General features: G+C 55.0%; 8 protein-coding genes and 1 pseudogene. 6 read left to right on the top strand and 3 right to left on the bottom strand.

Annotated features, from left to right (window positions below):
• Window positions 1-43: 43 nt before the first annotated feature.
• From Poly59_RS15050 to Poly59_RS15025, 6 genes are all read left to right on the top strand, one after another.
• Window positions 44-10,612, top strand: coding sequence for an SdrD B-like domain-containing protein (locus tag Poly59_RS15050; protein ID WP_146534923.1), 10,569 nt, complete (start codon window positions 44-46; stop codon window positions 10,610-10,612).
• Between the two features lie 206 nt (window positions 10,613-10,818).
• Complete coding sequence (locus tag Poly59_RS15045) at window positions 10,819-12,675, top strand: TolC family protein (protein ID WP_186776279.1); 1,857 nt, start codon at window positions 10,819-10,821, stop codon at window positions 12,673-12,675.
• Entirely contained in the window at window positions 12,675-14,612 is a 1,938-nt protein-coding gene (locus tag Poly59_RS15040) for a preprotein translocase subunit SecA (RefSeq protein WP_146534921.1), read from the top strand. The genes Poly59_RS15045 and Poly59_RS15040 overlap by 1 nt, the downstream gene beginning before the upstream one ends.
• Window positions 14,613-14,684: 72 nt before the next feature.
• Window positions 14,685-15,518, top strand: coding sequence for an efflux RND transporter periplasmic adaptor subunit (locus Poly59_RS15035; RefSeq protein WP_146534920.1), 834 nt, complete (start codon window positions 14,685-14,687; stop codon window positions 15,516-15,518).
• Window positions 15,519-15,572: 54 nt separating this feature from the next.
• A complete protein-coding gene (locus tag Poly59_RS15030) occupies window positions 15,573-17,564 on the top strand; it encodes an efflux RND transporter periplasmic adaptor subunit (RefSeq protein ID WP_146534919.1) in 1,992 nt (663 codons plus the stop codon).
• On the top strand, window positions 17,564-19,792 hold the full coding sequence (locus tag Poly59_RS15025) for an efflux RND transporter periplasmic adaptor subunit (RefSeq protein ID WP_146534918.1): 2,229 nt from the start codon (window positions 17,564-17,566) through the stop codon (window positions 19,790-19,792). Before Poly59_RS15030 ends, Poly59_RS15025 begins: the two co-directional genes overlap by 1 nt.
• On the opposite strand, the gene Poly59_RS15020 is transcribed toward Poly59_RS15025, so the two are convergent.
• From Poly59_RS15020 to Poly59_RS30195, 3 genes and pseudogenes are all read right to left on the bottom strand, one after another.
• Entirely contained in the window at window positions 19,765-20,487 is a 723-nt protein-coding gene (locus tag Poly59_RS15020; protein ID WP_146534917.1) for a YebC/PmpR family DNA-binding transcriptional regulator, read from the bottom strand. The genes Poly59_RS15025 and Poly59_RS15020 overlap by 28 nt on opposite strands.
• A 111-nt stretch (window positions 20,488-20,598) precedes the next feature.
• Window positions 20,599-20,793, bottom strand: a complete 195-nt coding sequence (locus Poly59_RS15015; RefSeq protein WP_146534916.1) for a hypothetical protein — start codon at window positions 20,791-20,793, stop codon at window positions 20,599-20,601.
• 550 nt (window positions 20,794-21,343) lie between these two features.
• Window positions 21,344-22,150 (bottom strand): annotated as a pseudogene (locus Poly59_RS30195) (spherulation-specific family 4 protein).
• Between the last annotated feature and the right edge of the window lie 445 nt (window positions 22,151-22,595).

Here is a 22,595-nt window from a genome sequence, read left to right as displayed (position 1 = left end):
TGGGTGGAACCCGACCGAAGCACGAAGCTCCGAGAAAATTGACATGACGTTACCAAGACGCCTGCGCAAGCGCGCATCGTCCCTGATCCTTCGTAAGCTCGAGGACCGTGTCCTCTTTGATGCTGCGATGGACGCCTCCGTTAACGGCGAAGAAGTCGACGCCAGTGCCGGCGCTAGCTCATTTGACGCATCCGTTCATGCCTACGCGGAAGATGCCGCCTCGGCCGATGCAGATCTGGCAAGTTCCTCGTCAAGTGAACTTCGATCCAGTTCCCGTTCCGTTGCTAAGGTCACTCGCAACGAACTATTGATCGTTGACACCAGCGTCGACAACTATCAAGAACTCGTCGATGACTTGATGCAGAATCAGGACAGTGCCAGCAGTCTGGAAATCGTCTTTTTGGACAGCGATAAAGAAGGCGTCCAGCAGATCACAGAACTGCTGAAATTGCGGCAGGGACTCGACGCGATTCATCTGATTTCGCACGGGGAAGATGCATCGGTTCGGATCGGCAGCACGTGGTTGACCAACGACAACCTTGCCGCACACGCCGGCGATGTCGCCATGTGGGGCGCGTCACTCGGCGAAGGCGGCGACTTGTTGATCTATGGCTGTGACGTTGCTCAGTCGGACGAAGGTCAATTTTTTGTTGACTCGCTTGCGATGCTGATGTCAGCAGACGTTGCCGCGAGTTCGAATGACACTGGCAACGTGGACTTAGGCGGCGACTGGACACTGGAATACGAAACAGGATCGATCAATGTGTCGATTCCGTTTTCGGCTCAAATTCAAGCTTCCTACGAAAGCGTCTTAGCGGCCGGTCCCGAGGTCACAATTTCTGCGGATCAGGACATACAGATCGGCAGTGACTTTCAGTTCACCGTCGTGTTCGACAATACCGGTGCCGACACCGGATACGGGCCATTTATCGATCTAATCTTTCCGGTCAATGGAGCCGATGGTGCGGCGGGCGGCGACACCGCAGACGGAATCGATTTCAACAATGCCACGTATTTGGGGCAATCACTCAACGTCGTTGAATTGACGTTTCCGGACGACGGCGGCGGAACTGGCGTTGTCTATCATCCCTTTGCAGTTGACAGCAGTGGTCAACCGCTTGAGATCACCGGTGTCGCGGGCGACAAGTTGGTGGTGATTGAGTTGCCATTTGGCTCTGTAACATTCGGACAGCCTGAGATCGTGGTTCAAGTCTCGGCAACGGTCAGCGAATTGGCGGACTTAGGTAATGCCCTTGTCGTGCAGGCTCGAAGCGGTTTTCGATATGGCGAAGATGCTCTCGACAATCCGTCGACCGATCCCTCATTGCTGAGCGACACGGTGAACAACGTGACGGACACCGCCGTCGCGTCGCAAAGCTGGACGCAGCAGATGGCGGTGACACCGACACTAATGACGCTTAGCAAAACCTATCTTGGGCCCGAGTCCGAGACCGCGACTGGGCCAAGCTTCGAGCGACGATACCAAATCGACGTCGATATCGCCTCGGGACAAGTAATCGCCAATCTGGATATCATCGATTCTTTACCCGACAACATCGTGGTCACATCGATTGATAGTGTCACTGTCGGTGGCGTCGTCGCTTCCTACACCGACAACTTATCAACGTTGACTGGACCAGGTGCCAATCAAGAGTTGATAGTCACGTTGACAAACCCGGTCACGGGATCGGCTTCATCGACGGACGTGCGGGTTCAGTTCAGCTTCTATGTCGCGGAATTTGACGCCGCGTCGAATCGTGTCATCCCAACCGACGGCGAAGATGACACCGTGTCTAATCCGGATTCACGGTCTTTTAATGACGCCAAAGCGATGGGCGATTGGACTCCGACCGACATTCGAGACGCCGGCGGAACCGACAATGCTGTCGCTGATCCAACCGGCTTTGAGCACACGCTTGATGACAAGTCAATTGCGATTCAGAAATCAGTTGCGGTGATTACCGACACCGGAAATACCGGTGCAACACCAGGCGACACGTTAGAGTACACGATGACATTCCAAATTTCGGACTATTTCACGTTCGGGGATCTGATCGTCAATGACACTTTCCAGGATGGCCAAAGATTCGACTTTACGTACGGCGCAACTTTCGACATTACAGATTCAAATGGCAACGTTTCAGGGACATTCACCGTTCATGAAGTCGCCAATGTCGACGGTACGACCACGTTGGTCGTCGACCAAACACAGATCAACACGTCCGATGATGGCAGCGAAGATGGTGTAACACCGGACGGCAGCGATGGGTCAACGTCGTTGACGTTTGACATTTCAAAAGTGCTGGTCGATAGCGGTGCGGTTGATGGCGTGCTGCAGGGTGGGCTGACGCTTGATGACGACGACAATATCAATCGTGGTGCGGCCACTGGGACGATTCGCTTTCGCACGGTGATCCAAGAAGACTACAGCGACACGTTCCAATCCGGCGACCGAAGTGTCGACCAAGGTGACGTCATCACCAACAGTACGTTGCAAATTTCTGGAACCACGCGCGAGAATGCAGAGATCAATGGTTTGACCGGCGACATCACCAACGTGATTGGCACCGAGAGCGATGACAGCTCGGCGAGCATCGCGATTCGCAGCGGTACGCTGACAAAGGAAGTCTACGCGATCAACGGAAACACGACCTTGCCTATGGGCGACAACGGGTTACCTGTCTTGGTTGCAGGGGACCTTGTGACGTACCGAATTCGATACGAAGTTCCGACCAGTGACTTCGAGGATTTAGTACTTACCGACTTCCTGCCGTTGCCAATCTTTAGCGCCGACGACCACAACGCTGACGGTGTCGGCGGTGATTCTTGGACTTTCAACATTAGCAACTCGTTTGATTCCGCGGTCCCGGGCTCGGGCGAGATCGAGTTTGGTGCAGGCGATACGTTCTACAACTCAGTTTCCCCAAACTCAAATATCGTTCCGACCGTGACGGTCAACAACAGTAACGGCGTCGAGATCTTCTTTGGCGACTACGATGATCCGACAAGCCAAGGGAATACGATCGAGCTGTACTTAAGCGTCACAGCGCAGGACGAACCAACTGCCGATGGATTGTTCCTGACCAACATCGTCCGAGTCGAGGAAGGCACGACACAGCAAACCCCAACGATCATCGACCGAATCATTCAAATCGAAGTCACCCAGCCGTCGCTTAGCATCCAAAAAGGTGTCGTCAGCACCAACCAGGCCGGCGTTTCGTTCAGTGACGTGGTTGGACCATCGGGGATTTCGTTTGCAACCGCCGGAACCATCGGATCACCATTTAGTGGCGGCACAATCGGATCCGACGATTTGGCGATCCAAGGAATCAACGCCGACATCACCAGCGGCATTGATGCTGGTGATATCGTGCGATATGCCATCGTGATTGAAAACACGGGCAACAGCCAGACGGGCGCGTTCGATGTCCAGCTTCGCGACCTGCTGCCGACCGGAATGACATACGTTGGCGGCAGTCTGCAAATCGTCGATGGAACGGGTGCGTCGGTCGGGTTCAGCGACGTTGATGGAGGCGATCCGGGCTTGTTCGGCGGTGGCATCGAACTCAGTGACCCTGGCGCGACGCCGGCAAATCCGGACGGCACCAATGGAGGTGCGATCGATGGATACGACGCAGCGAGTGGCCGCAATGTCGTCATCGTTTTCTATGACGCTATTGCCGATACAGCCGTGGCGCCAAACGAAACGCTCGTCAACACCGCGACGCTCTTCAATTACGCCGGCCGCGAAAGCGGTGCCGATCACACCGAAATCGACCTGACCGATGACGCCTCGGTCACCATCAGCAATGTAAACGCAACGAAAACGATCGTCGCAACCAGCGAAGCAGACACGGGATTTGAGAGCGGGCGGGAACGAGTCACGATCGGTGAAATCGTACGATACCGCATTTCCGTGCTTCTGCCCGAAGGAAGCGTGTCCGACATGCAGATCCGTGACCAATTGCCATCCGGATTGACATTCATCGACGACGGCACAGCAACCATCGCATTGGTTTCGGACACTGATTCGATCACCTCATCGATGCTGTCCGGCGTTGGCCTGGCATCGACGTCCTCGTCGGTCACGCCAACCTTTGTCCTGCCCGACGCAGCACTTTCGACTCAGTCCACAGCCAACAACGATAACTACGCGCCCGGATCTGACTTCAGCTTCAAGCTGGGTGACATCGTGAACTCAGAAAGTGACACGAACGCCGAGTACGTCATCATCGAGTTCAACGCGTTGGTCAATAACAACAGCCAAAATGCGACCGCGCGCAATGACGCCGGCGAGACTCTTTACAATTCTCTAACAATCAACACAGGCGCAACCGCGTTCTATTCGATCGCCAGCGGCGCTCGTCCGGCGATCACGATCGTCGAACCCTTGATCAACAATGTCAACAAGACGGCAAGTTCATCTTCCGGCGATGCTGGCGACACGATTACTTACACAATCAAATTCACGCCAACTTCATCAATCAACAACAGCGATGCATTCGATGTTCGGTTGACCGACACGTTGCCGACCAACATGACTTTCGGATCGATCACGTCTACCACCAAAGCGGGCGTCAATGTGACGCCAACGAACGCTTCGTCCGGCAACACTCTGGACCTGACGTTTGACCGAGTTAACGAAGGCGAAGAAGTCGTGGTCGTCTACACGGCAACGATCAACATCGCCGTCGAGCCGGAAGAAACGCTGCAAAACAACGCCACCGTCATCTACAGCAGTTTGCCGGGCGAGTTTGGAACCGGTGCCAACGCAACCGGCAGTTCGCTTGCGTCGATCAATGGTCTAAGTACCAACAACGGAATGGGCGAAACCGGATCGACAACCTACGATTCAACCAGCGGTGCAACTTCGGGCGAACGAAACGGATCAGGCGGAGCTTCCGGCAACCCGAACGATTACTTTGATTCGGATTTGGCGACCGTAACAATCGACGCCGTGACGGCACTGACCAAGACGCTTGTTTCTAGCGAGATCGTCAACGCTTCCAATGGCAACTTGGACGTCGTCATCGGCGAACTGGTGACTTATGAATTGACGGTGACCTTCCCCGAGGCCACGGTGCCTGGTGCGACTATTGTCGACACGCTCGACGCCGGACTTGCCTTTTTAGGAATGGTGTCTAGTTCGTCCAACGACGTCACCTACTCTGGGTCGACGACACCAGTGGTCACGTCGGATGGACAAGTGATTACCTGGAACCTAGGCACCGTCACCGACGCGAACGTTGCAAACGACACCGATGGCACGATCACGCTGCGTTATCAAGCCGTTGTCTTGAACGTGGCCAGCAACCAAGCCAACACGGCGTTGGACAACTCGGCGACATTCCAGTGGGGCGGCGACGCGTCAACGGCAATCACCGTCGATGCAACTGACGTCACCGTTCGCGAAGCCGTGGTCGCGATCAACAACACCATCATGGTGGCCGGCAATCCAGGCCAAACGACTGGCGACGCAGGCGATTCGGCTCGCTATACGATCACTTTGTCCAACCCAGGCCCCGTCGATGCGTTCGACTTGGACTTTGTCGATGAGTTACCCACCGTCACCAGCGGAAACTCGGCGATCACGGGCGTAACTTTCTCGGTCACAGATTCTGCCGGTCTTTTGTCGTCAAGCGATTTTGTGTTGTCGGGCAGCGATGCGGCCGGATACACGTTGTCCATTGGGAGCAGCGTGGACTTCGATCTTCTGAAGTCGCAAACGGGACGCGTGGTCACGATCACTGTTGACGGAACCATTTCCAGCCAAGTCACACCTAACCAATCGATCGCAAACACTCCGTCGGTCCAGTGGACCAGCCTGAATGGAGACGTCGTCACTCGGTCGTCCGCAAGTTCCCTCGACGATGGCGAACGTGATGGCACCAATGCGGCGGACACTCGCTATGACTACACGGCGAGCGATCCGGCTGCGATCACGATCAACCCCGTAACACTTAACAAGTCGTTGTTCAGTACCGACCAGACGGAAACGTCGGGATCGAATGTCACGATTGGCGAGAACGTGACTTTCGCGTTTGTGGTCCGCATGCCCGAAGGATCCTCGCCTGGACTCGTTGTCGAAGATCAATTGCCAACTGGCTTGATCTATTCGGGATACTCACTCATCACCGACGCCGCGTCGTCGGGCGGTTTATTGGCGGCTGACTACGCCGGATCGGTCGGCACGCCGACAATCACAGGTGGAGCGACGGACGGTGCCGACGTTCAGTTCACGTTCGGAACGATCAACACCACCGTCGACAATGATTCAAGCAACAACGCTTTCGTGATCTTGGTAACCGCGCAAGTAAGCGACGTGGCGAGCAACGTTGGATATGGATCTGGCCAGACAACGTTGACAAACGTTGGAACGATCGATGTCGCTGGCGACGGCGTTGCTCCGATTGCAAGTAACCAAGTGAATGTCGCTGTCGTCGAATCGAATTTGGCGATCACCAAGAACATTGTGGCATTGCTTGCTAACGCAGGCGAAACGATGACGATCGAATTGTCCGTGACCAACACCGGACTCGCTGACGCTTACGACGTGAAAATCCAAGACATTTTGTCCGCCGCCGAGTACGATCGCAACAGCGTAGCGCTGGGGAATTCGGGAGTCGACTACCCAGCATCGTTCACGGCCAATTATGTCTCTTCGACCGGCAATCTATCGTATTCCGGTGGCACCATCGCCGCCGGTGCAACAGCGACCTTCACGTTCACCGTTGATCTTTTGGACACGGTCGCAACCGACGCAGTCTTGATCAACACTGCGACCATCGAAGAGGCCAGCACTTTGTCGGGCGCCGTGACAGGCGAACGCAATGACACTGATCCAGATTCAGACGGAAGCGATACGTCGAATGATTCAGTACGGATCCGCGAACACTCGCTCGCTGGCTTTGTCTACTTTGACGCTGACAATGACGGCGTAAAGGATTCAGGGGAAGCAGGCATCCTTGGTGTCAACATAAGGTTACAAGGCAATGACCACTTGGGGAACTCTGTCGATACAACGATCCAGACGTTAGCAGATGGTTCGTACTCCTTCGTCGACCTGCGTCCCGGCACGTACTCCATCCAACAGTCCCAGCCAACCGTCGCAACATCGGGCAAAGATTATCTGGACGGACTTGACACGATTGGCACACCGGGCGGAGACGCATCGATCAATGACAGATTCACCAATATCGTTTTACCATCAAATTCAGAGATCGATGGTTTGAACAACAATTTTGGCGAACTCGAAGAGGCCGAACTTCGCGGCTTCGTTTATCACGACGCAAACAACAATGCCGTCAAGGACGTTGGCGAGTCCGGCATCGGCGGCGTCACCGTTACGCTTTCCGGCGTCGACGATTTTGGTGCCATCACGGCACAGAACGTCGTTACCAATAGCGATGGTTCTTACTCGTTCGACAAGCTGCGACCGGGAACCTACACGGTCTCTCAGACACAGCCAACTTTCAACGCACCATCCGGTCGCGCCTACGCCGACGGACGTGACACCGACGGCAGTTTGAACAATGGCAACGTTTCAACCAACGACACGAATTCGTCAATCGAGCTTGTCGCTTCCAGTACTGCGACCAACTACAACTTTGGCGAAGTTGTCCGCAGCGTCGTTTCGGGCTACGTCTATCACGACACCGATAACGACGGCAGCCGAACCGGCGAAACAGGGCTTGGCGGAGTCACAGTTCGGTTGACCGGCACGGACGATTTGGGTGTCGCCGTGGATATCACAACAACCACATCGTCAGCCGCCGGGACGCTTGGATACTATGCGTTCACGGGACTGCGGCCAAGCGACTCATCGGGCTACCAGATTTCCGAGACGACACCGGCTGGATATTTGGACGGGATTGATTCCGTTGGCAGCCAAGGCGGCACCCTGGGTGCCGATACCATCACGTCCGTAGTGGTATCGGACACCGATGGCACTGAAAACAACTTTGGTGAAGTCTTGCCGTCCAGCTTGTCGGGATTTGTCTTCAACGACAAGAACAACGATGGCCTGTTCGGCGGCACTGACACAGCGATCGGCGGAGTCTCTATTTCATTGCTAGGAACCGACGACCTTGGCAACAGCATCAACTTGGCCACCACAACCGACGTCGGAACCGGCGCTTACACATTCACAAACTTGCGACCATCCAACGCAACAGGATATCGAATTGTCGAAACCCAGCCGTCCAACTTTGTCGACGGCATTCATTCCGACGGCTCACTAAGTAACGGCGACGTGTCGGTTAGCAATGTGATCAGCAGCATCAATTTGAATCAAGATACCGACGGAACCCTATACAACTTCGGTGAACGAGGGATCGGAATCGGCGGCACAGTATTCTTAGACGACAACCGTGACGGCGTCTTGCAAGGCGACGAGCCCACTCGCGTCGGTGGCGTTACGATCCAGTTGTGGGACGCGTCCGGTACGACTCTATTGGAAACTCAAGTCACGGGCGCCGACGGAACTTACCTTTTCATCAATCGTCCTGCCGGTGACTACCAAATCGTCCAGCTACAACCAGGACTTTACACGACGACCTCGCCAAACAACTTGAACGTGACTCTGCCGCTGACCGGATTGACTGGCCAGAATTTTGGCGAGGCACTGTGGGACATCGGCAACACCGTTTGGTTTGATGTCGACGGTGACGGAGTTCAATCGGGCGACGAACCAGGACTCGGGAACGTCGAAATTACTTTGCACTACGCCGGATCGAACAATCTGTTCGGTGATGGTGACGACCTAATCTCAACGACCACGACTGACGCCAACGGAGCCTACCAGTTTCTCGATCAGTTCAACGGCCAATACCGAGTGACGGTCACTGCTGGCGACTTGCCGCTTGGAATGGTTGGAACGTTCGAGACCGATGATGCAACCGTCATCATCGACGGAACATCGAACATTGCGGTCGCGGGCAGCGATCGACTGGAGGTAGATTTCGGATATCGTGGAACAGGGGTAATCGGCGACTTGGTTTGGCTAGATTCCGACGGTGACGGTGCCCGTCAGTCCGGCGAACCTGGCCTGGCAAACGTTAGCGTGCGGCTGACGTACGCAGGCCCAGACAATACCTTCGGAACGACCGACGACTTCGCAATGCAAACGATTACGGACAGCATGGGCGGCTACTTGTTTGACCGGCTGCCGGCTGGCGACTTTCGCGTGTCGGTTGATACGAGCGATGCGGATCTTCCCGCTGATATCATTGCGATTTCGGGACCAGATTCGAAGGTTGGCACGGTCGACGTTTCGCTTTCGATCGGCGGCGTTGACCTTGACGAAGATTTCGGTTTTGCAGGAACGCTTTCAATTGGTGACACCATTTTCATCGACCATAACGCTGATGGCGGCGTGTTTGACACTGCTGACGGTGATCGCGGCATCGTCGGCGCATTGGTGACGCTTGATCTAGATTTTGACGGCGACGGCAACTTTGACCATCAATTGGCCATGCTGACGGATTCAAACGGTCGGTACTCGTTCGATCATCTGATCGCGGCCGACTACCGAGTCACCGTTGACCCATCGACGCTTGGCGATAGCGTCATCACAACATCAACTTACGAATTAGACGGAACGTTAGACAGCCAAACTTTGGTGTCTCTGTCCCCCGGCGTTAGTCAAGACGCCGTCGATTTCGGATATCCGGGTCAGGTCGACTATGCGGTGACGAACAAGTCGTCCTTGACCAAAGCAGCACGCGGTGGAGATTCGTTTACTTATGAAATCGTTGTCACCAACACGGGCCAGCGAGATGGAACAGGAGTCTTCGTCACTGACACACTGCCGATCGACATTCTCGATCCGAACTCGATCGCCAGTGATGATCCGAGCAACACGACCGTTGACCTGGCAACCGGCGACCTTCGTTGGAACGTAGGCAACCTGGACGTCGGTCAATCACGGACGTTGGTTTTGTCGGTCAGTGTTCCATTAGTACCGGCGGATCCGTTGGCGGACCAGATTGTGACGGTTGCGGTGGTTGCCGACGACGGACTCAGTGGTCCCGAAACGACCTACCTGAACAATGTCGCGCCGACTCTCGACGAGCTGACAACATTTGCCTTTGATTCATTCCAGAACTTCAGCAAAGACGTTCACGAAGATCAACAGGCTTACGGATTGCCAGCCGCCGCGTTGTGGCCCGATCGCATGCTTCGTCCTCTGCCGGTCGATCCGATCTTTAGCGGATTGGCCGAACCTGGCACGACCCTTAGCATCCGCATCTACGATGAATCTGGCCGTGTGATGGGCGAGCGACAAGTCGTCGCCGATGTTGGCGGCAACTGGTTGGCGACGTTCCCGGGTTCTGTGATCTGGAAACATCCGCATCGAATGGAGATCGAACAAGTCGCCGCGATTCAAAACGAAGCGGCCGATGCCGGATTCAACTTGCGTCGATACTTTCACCCCGCTTCGCATCATTCGCTCTACATGACCGAACGCCCCACGGTCGGTGGCGTGATGAGAGAGACGCCAAGTGAAACGGTCGAGGCAATGCACCAGGCTCATTTGAACCCGCTTAGCTTGGGGCTGCGAGCTCACCTTTATCAGTTCAACGCCGCGTCAAGCAACGTTGCATCGCATTGATAGTTGAGGGGTGCTAACCGGCGCAACTGAGCATTCCGTTTTAGGTGGACAAAACGATGCGACGTGTACATGCGATCGTTACGGCGTGCCGTTAACAATTGCATCTCGAATAGCCCGATGGAAAGGGTATCGCAGCGGAAAAGTTCGCTTGTGGTTCATTTTACGTTTGCCCCACGCTGAAGTCTACCAAACTAATGCTCGAGCCTATGAAGACACGATTTCAGCGTGCATGCTTATCGTCTGCCTCGTTACTAGCGGCAGCAATCTCGTTGCCGCCCACGGTTGTAACAGCGCAGTATTCCAACGCACCTGCGACGGCGGAATCATTCCAGCCGTACATCAGTAACGCCGCGTCTTCCGACGCTGCTGAATTGTCCAGCATGGTCAATGTCGGTGCGATTCCCACCGACTATGTTCCCTGGTGGAACAATGCGCTGGCATCACCGATGCAACCGGCATCGACGGTCACACCCGTTGATGTCGAATCGTTGTTGATTCGAACGCTCGAGCACTCGTCACAAGTGAAGGTGTTTAGCGATCTGCCCTTGATTCGCCAAACGGCTATCACCGAAGCCTGCGCCGCGTTCGATTGGTCGGCGTTCATGAACACCCGCTGGGACGATGCTAACGATCCAGTCGGCAATACGCTGACCACGGGCGGCGCCTCCCGCTACGAAAATCATCAATGGACGGGAACCGCCGGACTGGCTCGCCGAAACACGCTTGGCGGCCGTTTCGAAGTGGCTCAAGATCTGGGACACCAGAACACCAACAGCACGTTCTTCCAGCCCAACAACCAAGGCACGTCACGGATCCGGCTTAGCTATGTTCAACCTCTAGCCCGTGGTCGCGGAAAGGTCTACAACGAAAGCCTGGTCGTCTTAGCCAAGATCGATACGAGCGTTGCGAAGGACGAGTTCTCTCGCCAGTTGCAATCGCATCTGCTGGAAGTCACGCGAGCCTACTGGGGGCTATATCTCGAACGAGTTTCGCTGCTGCAGAAGAGACGTCTGTTGGAGATGGGCGAAGAGATCGAGGTCAATTTGAAGGCTCGAGCGAGTGTCGATGTTGTCGGCAGCCAACTGCTTCGCGTGTCGGCGGCGGTTGCCGAACGTCGGTCGGACTTGGTACGCGCCGAAATGGCGGTCCGAAACGCGCAGGACCGGATCCTTGCGCTGGTGAACGATCCGGAATTTGCGTTGGCCTTGAATCTGGAAATGATTCCCACGCACTTGCCGACCAACGACCCAACCACGTTGGACATTGGCGATGCGTTGTCGACCGCGTTGCAGTCGCGTCCGGAAGTCTCGCAAGCGATCAAGCAGATCAGTGCTGCGTGCATCCGCTTGGGAATGTCACGCAACGAGTTGATGCCTCAGTTCGACTTCATCGGTGAGACTTACGTTGCAGGTTTGCGAGGCAATAGCGACATTGGCGGTGCCTGGTCGGATCAATTCGATACTGGGCGGCCAAGCTACGCCGTCGGCTTACAGTATCAGATGCCGATTCACAATCGTGCAGCAAAGGCTCGTCTGACGCGTCGGAAACTTGAGGTCCGGCAACTGCAAAACCAATTCCGATCGACGGTCGAAACGCTGTTGATGGAAACGAAGGTGGCTGCACGCGAAGTCCGAACCTCCCAGCGAGACGCCCAAGCCAAATTTGCGTCGATGGTGGCCAGCAACCAACGGCTAGACAGTGTCCGCCAACGATGGACTCATTTGCCGGGCAAAAACCAGTCGGTCGGACTGTACTTGGAAGACGTCCTGAGGGCTCAAGCAGAAGTCACAGCAAACGAGTACGAGTTTGCAAAAGCACAAACGACCTACAACTTGTCGCTGATGAATTTGAAACGAGCCACCGGAACCTTGCTACAGTCCGAAGAAATCGTCGAAGGAACAGCGTGCCTTGAGGGACTTCCAACCACGATCGTTGAAAAAGACATGTACCGAGTCTCGGCGTTGTCAGTTCAGCCAGTTTTCGAATCGCAGCCAAGCGAGTCGATCAGCCCGTATCAATTGGAATCGAGCGGCGGCATGATCGAAACGGGACTCATCGAATAATGTTCGCGATTTGGAGTGAAACGATTCGACGCGCATGGAATGGTCACGGCCGATCGGTCACGACGATCGGCGAACGTAACGCTGATCGTATCATCCAATCCATTCGCGAAATGTCGGAACAACTGCGACCGCTCACAGCGTCGGATCTAAAGTCCAGCGCACAACAGCATCGCTGCAGTGCCGATTCCATCGAAAAAACAAGTGCATCAGCGACAGCTCGCAACCGTCGCTCCATTGCATTTGCTTGCGAAGCGATTCGCCGCGGCTTAGGAGTCGAGGCTTACGACGTCCAGTTGATCGCAGGTGCGGCCATGGTCGACGGTGGGATCGCTGAAATGCAGACGGGCGAAGGCAAGACCATCGCTGGCACCATCCCGGCGATCGTGCATGCTTTAAATGGACAACAAGTCCACGTCGCAACCACCAGCACATACTTGGCCGAACGAGACCAGCGTTTGCTGAAACCGGTTTTCAAATCGCTCGGCCTGACGACAGGGCTGTCCGATGCGGATCAATCGGTCGACCAGAAAGCCGCCGCCTACCAGTGCGATATTACCTACGCGACTGGCTACCAACTGGGGTTCGACTACCTACGCGACCAACTCGGCCTAGCAGCTCGCGGACCACGAATTCTTGGTCGTCGCTTGCGTCAGTCGCTGTCGCATCCTCAGGCGTCGTCGAAACGTGTCCAGCGAAGCCACCATGTTGCCGTCATCGACGAAGTCGACAGCGTGCTGATCGACGAAGCAATGACGCCTTTGGTGCTAAGTGCTTCTCAGTCAACTAACCAAGACAAGACCAAAGTTGTCGCCCAGTGGGCGAACGAGACTGTCTTGATGATGGAATCGTCGACTCACTTTGTCGCGAATCGCGACGACATGTCGCTGCGGCTGACTGAATCGGGAAAACGTTTCGCAGCCGAACAATTTGGCCGAAAAGCTGCGTCTGTGAATTGGGAACTCGCTCGGCCCTGGAACGGTTACATCACTGCGGCGTTAAGAGCCAAACACTTGCTCAAGAAGAACGTCGACTACGTCGTCCGCGACGGCGAGATTCAAATTGTTGACGGACCAACCGGCCGCATCGTTCCGGATCGGCAATGGAACGAAGGCTTGCACCAAGCCGTGCAGATTATCGAAGGCGTCACGATCACCGAAGAACGCCAAACGATGGCACGCATTTCGCGTCAACGCTACTTCGGTCGCTACGCGTTGCTGTGCGGAATGACCGGAACGGCAGGGAACCAGTCGAGAAGTTGGCTGGACACGTACTCGATGCAAGTCCACAGCATCCCAACTCGTTTGCCATCCCAGCGCGACGAGTTGCCGACGCAGTACTTTGCCTCGTTTGCCGACAAGCTTGGATATCTTCAATCCGACGTTGCCAAACGCCAAGCGGCTGGGCAACCGATTTTGATCGGAACTCAGTCGATTGATCAAACGCATCAAGTGTCGGCGGCATTAACAGCCGCCGGAATCAGTCACCGGATGTTAAACGGTTTGCAAGATCAGCCCGAGTCCGAACTTGTCTCGATCGCCGGTCGGTACGGGTCAGTCACCGTGGCAACCAACATGGCAGGACGCGGCACCGACATCGTGCCAGACAACCATGCGATTGCGGCCGGCGGACTGCACGTGATCGGGATCGAACGCAACCTGTCGTCTCGAGTCGATCGCCAACTGCTCGGACGGGCTGGTCGCCAAGGGCAACCCGGCAGCGGACAGTTTCTTGTTTCCGCCAACGACACACTCGTCCATCGCTACGATCCGGCTTTGCAATCCAAATTGAGCAAACTCTGCGCAACAACAGCCAACAGTGAATGGGACCGCCAAATCACTCGATTGCAGCAGACCGCAGAACGAGAACAGACCGAAATTCGCGAAGCAATGGTCCGAAATGAAACCCAACTGAACCTACTCCGTCACCAAGTCGCCTAGCCAATTTTACTAGCAAACCTACCTCGCCTGCCGCAATCCGAGCTGCAGGTGTCAACTTGCCGAGTTTTCGACATGCGAATCAAATCAATCGTAGCAATCGCAATAGCGTCTTTGATCGCGATTGCCTCCACTAGCATGGCAGAACTTCATGCGCACGAAGGATTCACTCGCCCGGTCGAACAGGTTGAATTGGCGGTTGCCGACTCGGGCGTCTTGGCCGAAATCGGAATTCGTGAAGGTGCCCAAGTTCGCTCGGGCGAGTTAATTTGTGCACTTGACTCAGGGGTCCTGCGTGCTTCTCTCGCCGCCGCAGAAGCGCGCTGGAATAGTCGCGGCAATCTAGCAGCTGCGGAAGCCACGCTCGCTCATCGCCAGAACCACCTATCACAACTTGAACTGTTGCACGAAAAGGAACACGCCAGCGACCAGGAAGTGATCGATGCCAAGCTAGACGTCGCAGTCGCGATGGCGGGTCGCCAAAGTGCCGAAGATCAACTGCAGGTCGCCAAGCAGGAAATCGCTCAAATTCAGTCGCAAATTCGGCGTCGCTCAGTCGTGGCACCGTTTGACGGGGTCGTCGTTGAACTCCCTGTTTCAGTGGGCGAGCGAGTCAACGCGACAGACGGTTACGTTGCAAAGCTGGTCAGGCTAGATCAATTGCGAGTTCGTTACGACTTGGCGACCCAGATCGCCGCACCGCTTCGAGTCGGTGAGGCGTTGGCGATCCATTTTCCAGAAACCAATCAAACGGTGACCGCGAAAATCGACTACATCGCCGCCGTAACAGACTCGAGCAGTGGAACCGTCCGCGTCGAAGTGCTGATCGACAACCGCGATGGAACTTATCGCAGCGGCGTTCGATGCGTCCTGCAGCGCGAGACCGCTCAAGTTGCCCAGCGACGTTGATGGGAAAGGCGACCTTCGTCTCTAACAAAATATCTTTTTTCGAGAGCAATCGTTTTGAACCTGTCCTCTGCAAAGCCTGAGAAACCAACCGACGCCGAGCGGCATCGACGTTCGTCGCCCACCGTGACGAACAGCGAAGTACGTTCAGCGACTTGCCACCTGGCTGACGATTTTCGCTTTGACGCTGCGCATGCTTCCCACGAAGACCTCTCGATTGACTCTTTGCAACGTCGACTACAAACATTGTCCACGGCGTCGATTGATCGCGCCGAAATGCTAGGTCTTCTCGTTCGAGCCGTTAGTGGTGTCACGAATGCGATCTGGGTAGGAATTGCTCAAACGGAAAACGCCGAGTCAATCGAGATCGTAAGTGAGCACCATCGATTGGCATCACAAAACCTCGCTTTGTCTCATTCGACCTTCCTGCCAACGATCCAGAAAACATTCGAGACCAACACAGCCCAAGTTGCCTTTCTGACGCCGCTATCGGTTTTATGCATCCCGATTTCGGCAAACGCCACGGACGCCGAATGCATTTCATTGGTGTTAGAACTGCCAGCCCGAGATGTCGAACCGTTCCTGCTGGTCGGGCAGCTCGCTGCTGCATGCGTACAACGATTCGATGACCGCTGTACCCTTCGTGAAACCGACTGGCAGGCAGATGCGACAGCTGCGATCGCGGAATTGCTAGCCGAGATGGCATCGGCAACCGACTTGGCGGACGCACACCTGATCGCCGCGAACCGAATCGCCGACTTTCTAAACGCCGAATCAGTCGTACTGGGCAGTTGCCGTCCCTACTCGGTCGATCGGGACTCTGTCGCGGTATCACATGGCCGAGCGCGTATCGAAGGGATATCTTCGACCACCAAAGTTGATCAAGGCGCTGCAACCGCGAAACTGATCACCGCGGCTATGTCTGAATCGTTAGTGCGGTACGATTCGCTGGGCGAATCGTCAACGGATTTCCGTGTTGATCGGTCCGAAACCGGACTGATGCAATTAGCGCATCAATCGCTTGCAGAATCCACGAAAGTAGGGCGTATCGTCAGCTATCCCCTCGTCACTTCGAAGGGAACCGTGGTCGGTGTCTGGATGGCCAGTTTCGCTGCCGAAACGCCGGCGAACTCAGGCAGCCATCGCTTCGCCGAAACCGTAACACCGTACCTTGCTGATGGGCTTTCAGGCGCACGTCGTTCGAGCGAAGGAGTCGTTGCACGATCACGACGAAAAATTTCTGTGGCGGGATCTTTGGTCCGGCCTTCAATTCTGGTCGCCGGCATGCTGATTGGTGCCGCGGCGATGATCGTTCCCGTGCCGCATCGAATTGAATGCCCAACCATTCTGCAGCCAACGTCCCAGCGATTCGCCACTGCGCCTCACACGGGCATCCTAAAGATGGCCCACGTTCGTCCCGGCGACCACGTGAAGCAGGGACAAGTGCTGGCAGAAATGGATGGCGTCGAACTCGAACTGAAGCACGCCGACTTGTCCGCTCAACGCGAACGGGCGATCAAACGGGTTGATGTTCAACGAACGTTACGGGACCCATCGGCGACCCAAATTGCATCACTCGAAGTCACTCAGTTGACGGCCCAACTGGACTTGATCGCCCATCAACGCGACCATCTAAAAATCACCGCTGATGTTGACGGCATCGTTTTGCAAGGTGATTGGCATGACGCTCGAGGCGCAATGGTGCATGTCGGCGATGTACTGATGCAAGTGGCCCCGCTGGACACATTGCGAGCCGAACTGGAAGTCCCCGAACGCGACGTTTCCTACGTTCAACCGGGCCAGTCCGTACGACTGGCCATTGACGGTAACCCGCTCGACACGTTGTCGGGAAAGGTCGACAACCTGCGTCCAATGTCCGAAATTCGGAACTCTCGCAATGTGTTTTTGGCAGAGGTCATCCTGCAGAATGACGGCAACCGTCTGCGACCCGGAATGCGAGGGACAACAAAGATCACCGCCGATCATCGTCCACTCGGCTGGGTCATGTTTCACCATGCTTGGGAAAGCGTCTACGGGAGCTTCCGATAGTGAACTCGCAAAATCCCAATGACAGTGAAGTCGCGTTTGATGCTGATACTTTTGAGCTGGCGAACACTCGCTTGAAGCTGCGACGTGACCTCAAAATCATGCCCTCCAGTAAAGACGCTGAAACATCCTACATCGTCGAAGATTCGGTCTCGTCCGATTTCTTTCAAATCGGCCTGACCCAGTACGCACTTATGTCGCTGATGGACGGGAACACCACGTTGCACAGTGCGGTTTCGCAAATTGCTACGCGTATGGGCGAGTCGGCAATCACGATGGCCGAAGCTGCTGACACGTGCCGATGGCTGATCGACAGTCGTTTGGCGGTCGCAGTCGATTCGCAGGGCCGAACGATTGATCACGTTTCGGGATTACAAGATCAACGGTCCAGCGCCCGTCGAGCTGCGGCAACTGCGAATGCAAATCCACTGTTCTTGAAAGTTCCGCTCGGATCACCCGGCGAGCGATTCGAACGGTTTTGTATTCGGTTCGAGTGTGTGAAACGGCGTTTCACGCTGGTGCTGTTGGCCGTTTTGTTTTTTGTCGCGGCGTGGTTCGTTCTTGATGACCGAGCCGCAATTGCGCAGTCCCTTGATGGAGTCGTGTCGGCAAACTCTGCAGTATGGTTGTTGGCCACGTTCATAGGGCTAAAGATTGTTCATGAATTGGGTCACGCGATCGTTTGTGACCGGCTGGGTGGGCGAGTGCGTGAGTTCGGCGTTGTGTTCATCTTGTTCGTCCCGGTCCCCTACGTCGACGTCACATCATGTTGGAGCTTTGCATCGAGACGGCACCGAATCGCTGTATCCGCGGCGGGGATGTTAGCCGAACTCACCGTTGCTGCGATCGCGGCGATCATCTGGACTCACGTAACCGATCCTGTCATGCGGTTTCATCTGTTCAATGTGATGCTGACGGGTAGTTTGACAACGCTACTGTTCAATGCCAACTTTCTAATGCGTTTCGACGGCTACTATCTGCTTTCCGACATGCTGGACCTTCCCAACTTGGCAGCGTCGTCACGACAAGTCCTGTCGCAACTGTCCAACCGCTGGCTGTTAGGACGAAACACAACTCTATCGATGGACATCGCACATCGGTGGAAGACACTGATTGTCTACGGAATCGCGGCATCGGTATGGCGAGTGATCGTATGCATCGGTTTAGCAGTAGCGGCGGCACATTTGATGCACGGATTCGGTTTGATTCTGGCCATCATCAGTCTGGCGATGTGGTGGGGGATTCCAGCGTTGCGAACGATTCGATTCTTATCTCAGCGAACGATTCAGTCCGCCAATTGTCGCCGTTATTTATTGACACGAACGGCACCGTGCGGCTTCGCGATGTTAACTGCTGCAATGATCATGCCGTGGCCAGTCGGTGTGTCCGCGCCCGCTGTCGTTGGGTTCGCCAATGCTGAAACCATCCGTGCCGGAGCCGATGGTTTTGTGGCCGAATTGTTCGTCGCCGAAGGCCAAGTTGTCACCCCAGGGCAACCGTTGGCCCGACTCGAGAACGTCGAACTGCTTTCCCAAGCAAAACGAATGCGGGCGACCATGGAAATCACCCGTCTGCGAGCTCGAAAGGAGCAATTGGCCGGCAACATTGCGACCTATCAGGCAGAGATCGCGACTGCAGATGCGTTGGCCGCGCGACTGTCTGAAACCGAGTCACGAATCGAACAACTGACTTTACGAGCCCCAATCGCAGGCACAGTCATGACGCTTGATTCCCGGCGGCGATTGAACGACCAAATGGGAGTCTATCTTTCCGAAGGAAATGCGATTTTGCAAATCGTCGATCCGGCAAACAAAGAAGTCATCGTCTCGATCGCTCAAAACGACGGAGAGTACTTCGCCGAACGACTTGGTCGCGAGGTGCGTTTCGTATCGTCGAGTTTCCCTAGCGACGTTACGGCAACCTTGACGCTGATCCAGCCGCATGCCGAAATCAAAACCGATCCGCGATTGATGGCCAGCGGTGGCGGCCCCCTCGCCGTCCGGCATGCAGCCGGCGTTGGATCGGCAGACACGAGATCAGCCAGTACAGAATCGGCCGACGACGTTGAACTCGTCCAGCCACGCTTCGCAGCACGAGCCTTGCTGTCCAACGCCGATCGGTTGCCAGCGGGCGTCACCGGCCAAGTTGAACCTGGCCGCTATCCACGCAGTGTCGCCACCAAGATTTGGAGCCTCGCCGACGACTACGCTGGCAAAATTGCGTTGTGGTAGATGTCTTGGACATCGTCACAGTCGTTTAGCATGTTCATGAACTTCTCGAACAATGGCACATCGTCTGCTGAAACCTCGGCACTCATTTGCGGCACAAACGTGATTTCGTCGACTTCCAATTGAACGTCGGGAATGGCCTCTAACAACGCCTGTTTTGCCTTGTGGTGTTCGGTCGCCGGAGCAAACAGAGTTAGGTTTCCGTTCTCGCACTCGATTTCGGTAACATCGACTTCCGCATTCAGCATCGCTTCAAGCAAATGCTCTTCGTCTTCACCCTTGAACGACAGAATCGCGAAGTGGTCAAAACTGTGAGCGACGGACCCGGGCGCCCCCAGCTTTGATCCAGTCTTCGTGAAACAATTTCGAACATCGGTGATTGTTCGCATGTTGTTGTCGGTCAGACAATCAATGATCACGCTGCAACCACCCGGGCCAAAACCTTCGTAGCGTGCGGCGATATAGTCTTCGCCACCGACTCCGTTCGCTTTTTCCAGCGCTTTTTCGATCACGTGCGCGGGCACTTGGTCGCGTTTGGCTTTCTCAATCAATGTGCGAAGCGAAGGATTGCAGTCCGGGTCCGCCCCCGAATTCTTCGCCATCACATACAACTGCTTGCCGTACTTTGAATAGACTTTCGACTTTTGCGCGGCCGTTTTGGCCATCGAAACTTTGCGGACCTCAAATCCTCTACCCATCGCATGATACTCGTGAACAAAATGTGCCAAAGAGATTAACAATGGAGCAAATGTTACCGTCTGGCAATGGGAAATTACTAGCCACCCTGGATCAACGCTGCTAATTTCCGGTCACTTAGCGATGTTCACGACATCGTCGCTGGCCGCGATCGCTTTCTGAACGCCCTCTGACAGTTCACCGAGCGAAAACGGCAGGCCGCTGACGATTCGCGATCCGGCCGTCTGAACTTTGATCTCACATTTGCCGAGCGGATGGGACGGCAGCGGAATGATGAAGGGACTGCCGCCCCCCACCTCACTGACCACATCGATCGAACCAACCGACTCTTAACACGACCGCTAGCACCAGTCGCGAGCATTGACGACCAAAATGAGAAAAACCTGACAATAATTCAGCCATGTGACAACCGCGGCGTGATGTCGGTCAACCGCATCTTCAATCGTTCTTCACGCTGGTATCCTAAGGACAAACAGGTTCGACAATTGACGTCGGCAAATCAACCGTTATGGTCGACCACAAAAAACGAATGAGATGCGCTGTCGAAGACCGCACGAAAACGCAGTCTGCTGACCCGAGAACCTTGGCCAACAGCAATTGCAAGCGGTATCGCAAGCAAGCCATAGCCGGCAACAGCAGCCATAGCCGGATAGAGCGAACGGCTAACTCGCAGGATAGTTTCGACTTGAAAAGTAGCCCGCAGCCAAATCAGCTTGAAGGCCTCACTTCCATGAAGCCACCAAACGGCCGCGCGACATCCAGCGTCAAACTTTCAAACAATTCGACAAACTCGACGCAGCGGTCGTCTGCGAATCAATGTCAACAAAAGCCATCCAGCCAATCGCCATTGTTGATGGTTCAGGAACATCGCTTGCATTGAACGCCGAAACACCAATCCGCCATATCAGTCCAGAAGGTCGACAACGTGTCATAAGGATTATCGTCGCCTGCCATGGAGCCATTCGTCACGTATAAGAAGCCGGCACCTCGCTGCGACGCCGTTTCAACAAGTGACCGATTCCAATCTGCCTGGGTGTGGACGATGGGAACCATTTTCTTACTTGCCAAGCCCTCTCGATAAAGAAACGACTTGTAGTTGCTGGTGTAATCGTTGCTGGTGCTTTCAAACGAAACAATTGTGTCGAGCGAATCGACATAGTCGGCTGCCGTGAAGGTAGATTGCGAACTCGGATTGTTCACAAAGGTTGTGCCGGGATTGCCGAACGTGTGGACACCCGACTGAACCGAATCGACATCGCCGTTTGAATCTTGAAAGGATCCGACGTCCGCCAAGTCGTTGGACATTTCATCGAAGAACAGTCCATCGACAAAACCGGCACAGTGCCCGGTAAGGTACGCATCAATCTAGGCTTTGACTACCGCAATGGATCGGTCGCCGAATCCCGTCGCCACGTATCCGTATGTGATCCCGCCGGCACCTCGTAGATCTCGCAACGGTCCCGCTCCGGAGGCATCCACATGGTTGCCATCACGTGACGTTCCCGGTCCAGACGCTGGATTGAAAATGACGTGTAACTGAAAGTTGCAATTCGGATCACTTGCGGTCGAAATCAGTGCCGACCACATGTTTGCGCCACCATCACAACAAGGGTTTGGATACGCCGGAACAAGCACATCGACGGTAGCCGCCCACAGTGCGGTCATCCCTGATATTCCTAGCCTAATTGCGACAAGTGCAACGAAAACATTTGCAGGCAGATCACTTGGACGGCGTCCGACAAAAAGCTTGAATAGTTACTCGATTGTGCTCATTCCGACGACGCATATTCCAGATGGTCGATCACGCAATTTTCCCTCAACGGCAAGAATTGATTCGTCTATCTGAAGAGCGATCCCTCACTCCCATGCCGACAATCCACCCGAGTTTCCAGGTCACTCCGCCACTGCACGCGGACACTTGATGAATTCATTGCGGATGTCACCGTTGATTGACCGTGTTGACTTGATTGACGGAACCTACGCGGACCTTTTCCGACCGTTTCTGGATCGCATCATTGCGACTGCTCAATCCGATAGCTGAGTGCAATGGCGATTCAACCACGAAACGTCGTGACTTCCGTTGATGTGTTAAATTGATACCACCATCGAC

Source organism: Rubripirellula reticaptiva, assembly GCF_007860175.1.
GTDB lineage: Bacteria > Planctomycetota > Planctomycetia > Pirellulales > Pirellulaceae > Rubripirellula > Rubripirellula reticaptiva.
Note: the sequence above shows the minus strand (reverse complement) of the source record. Positions and strands in the feature narration are given on the sequence as shown.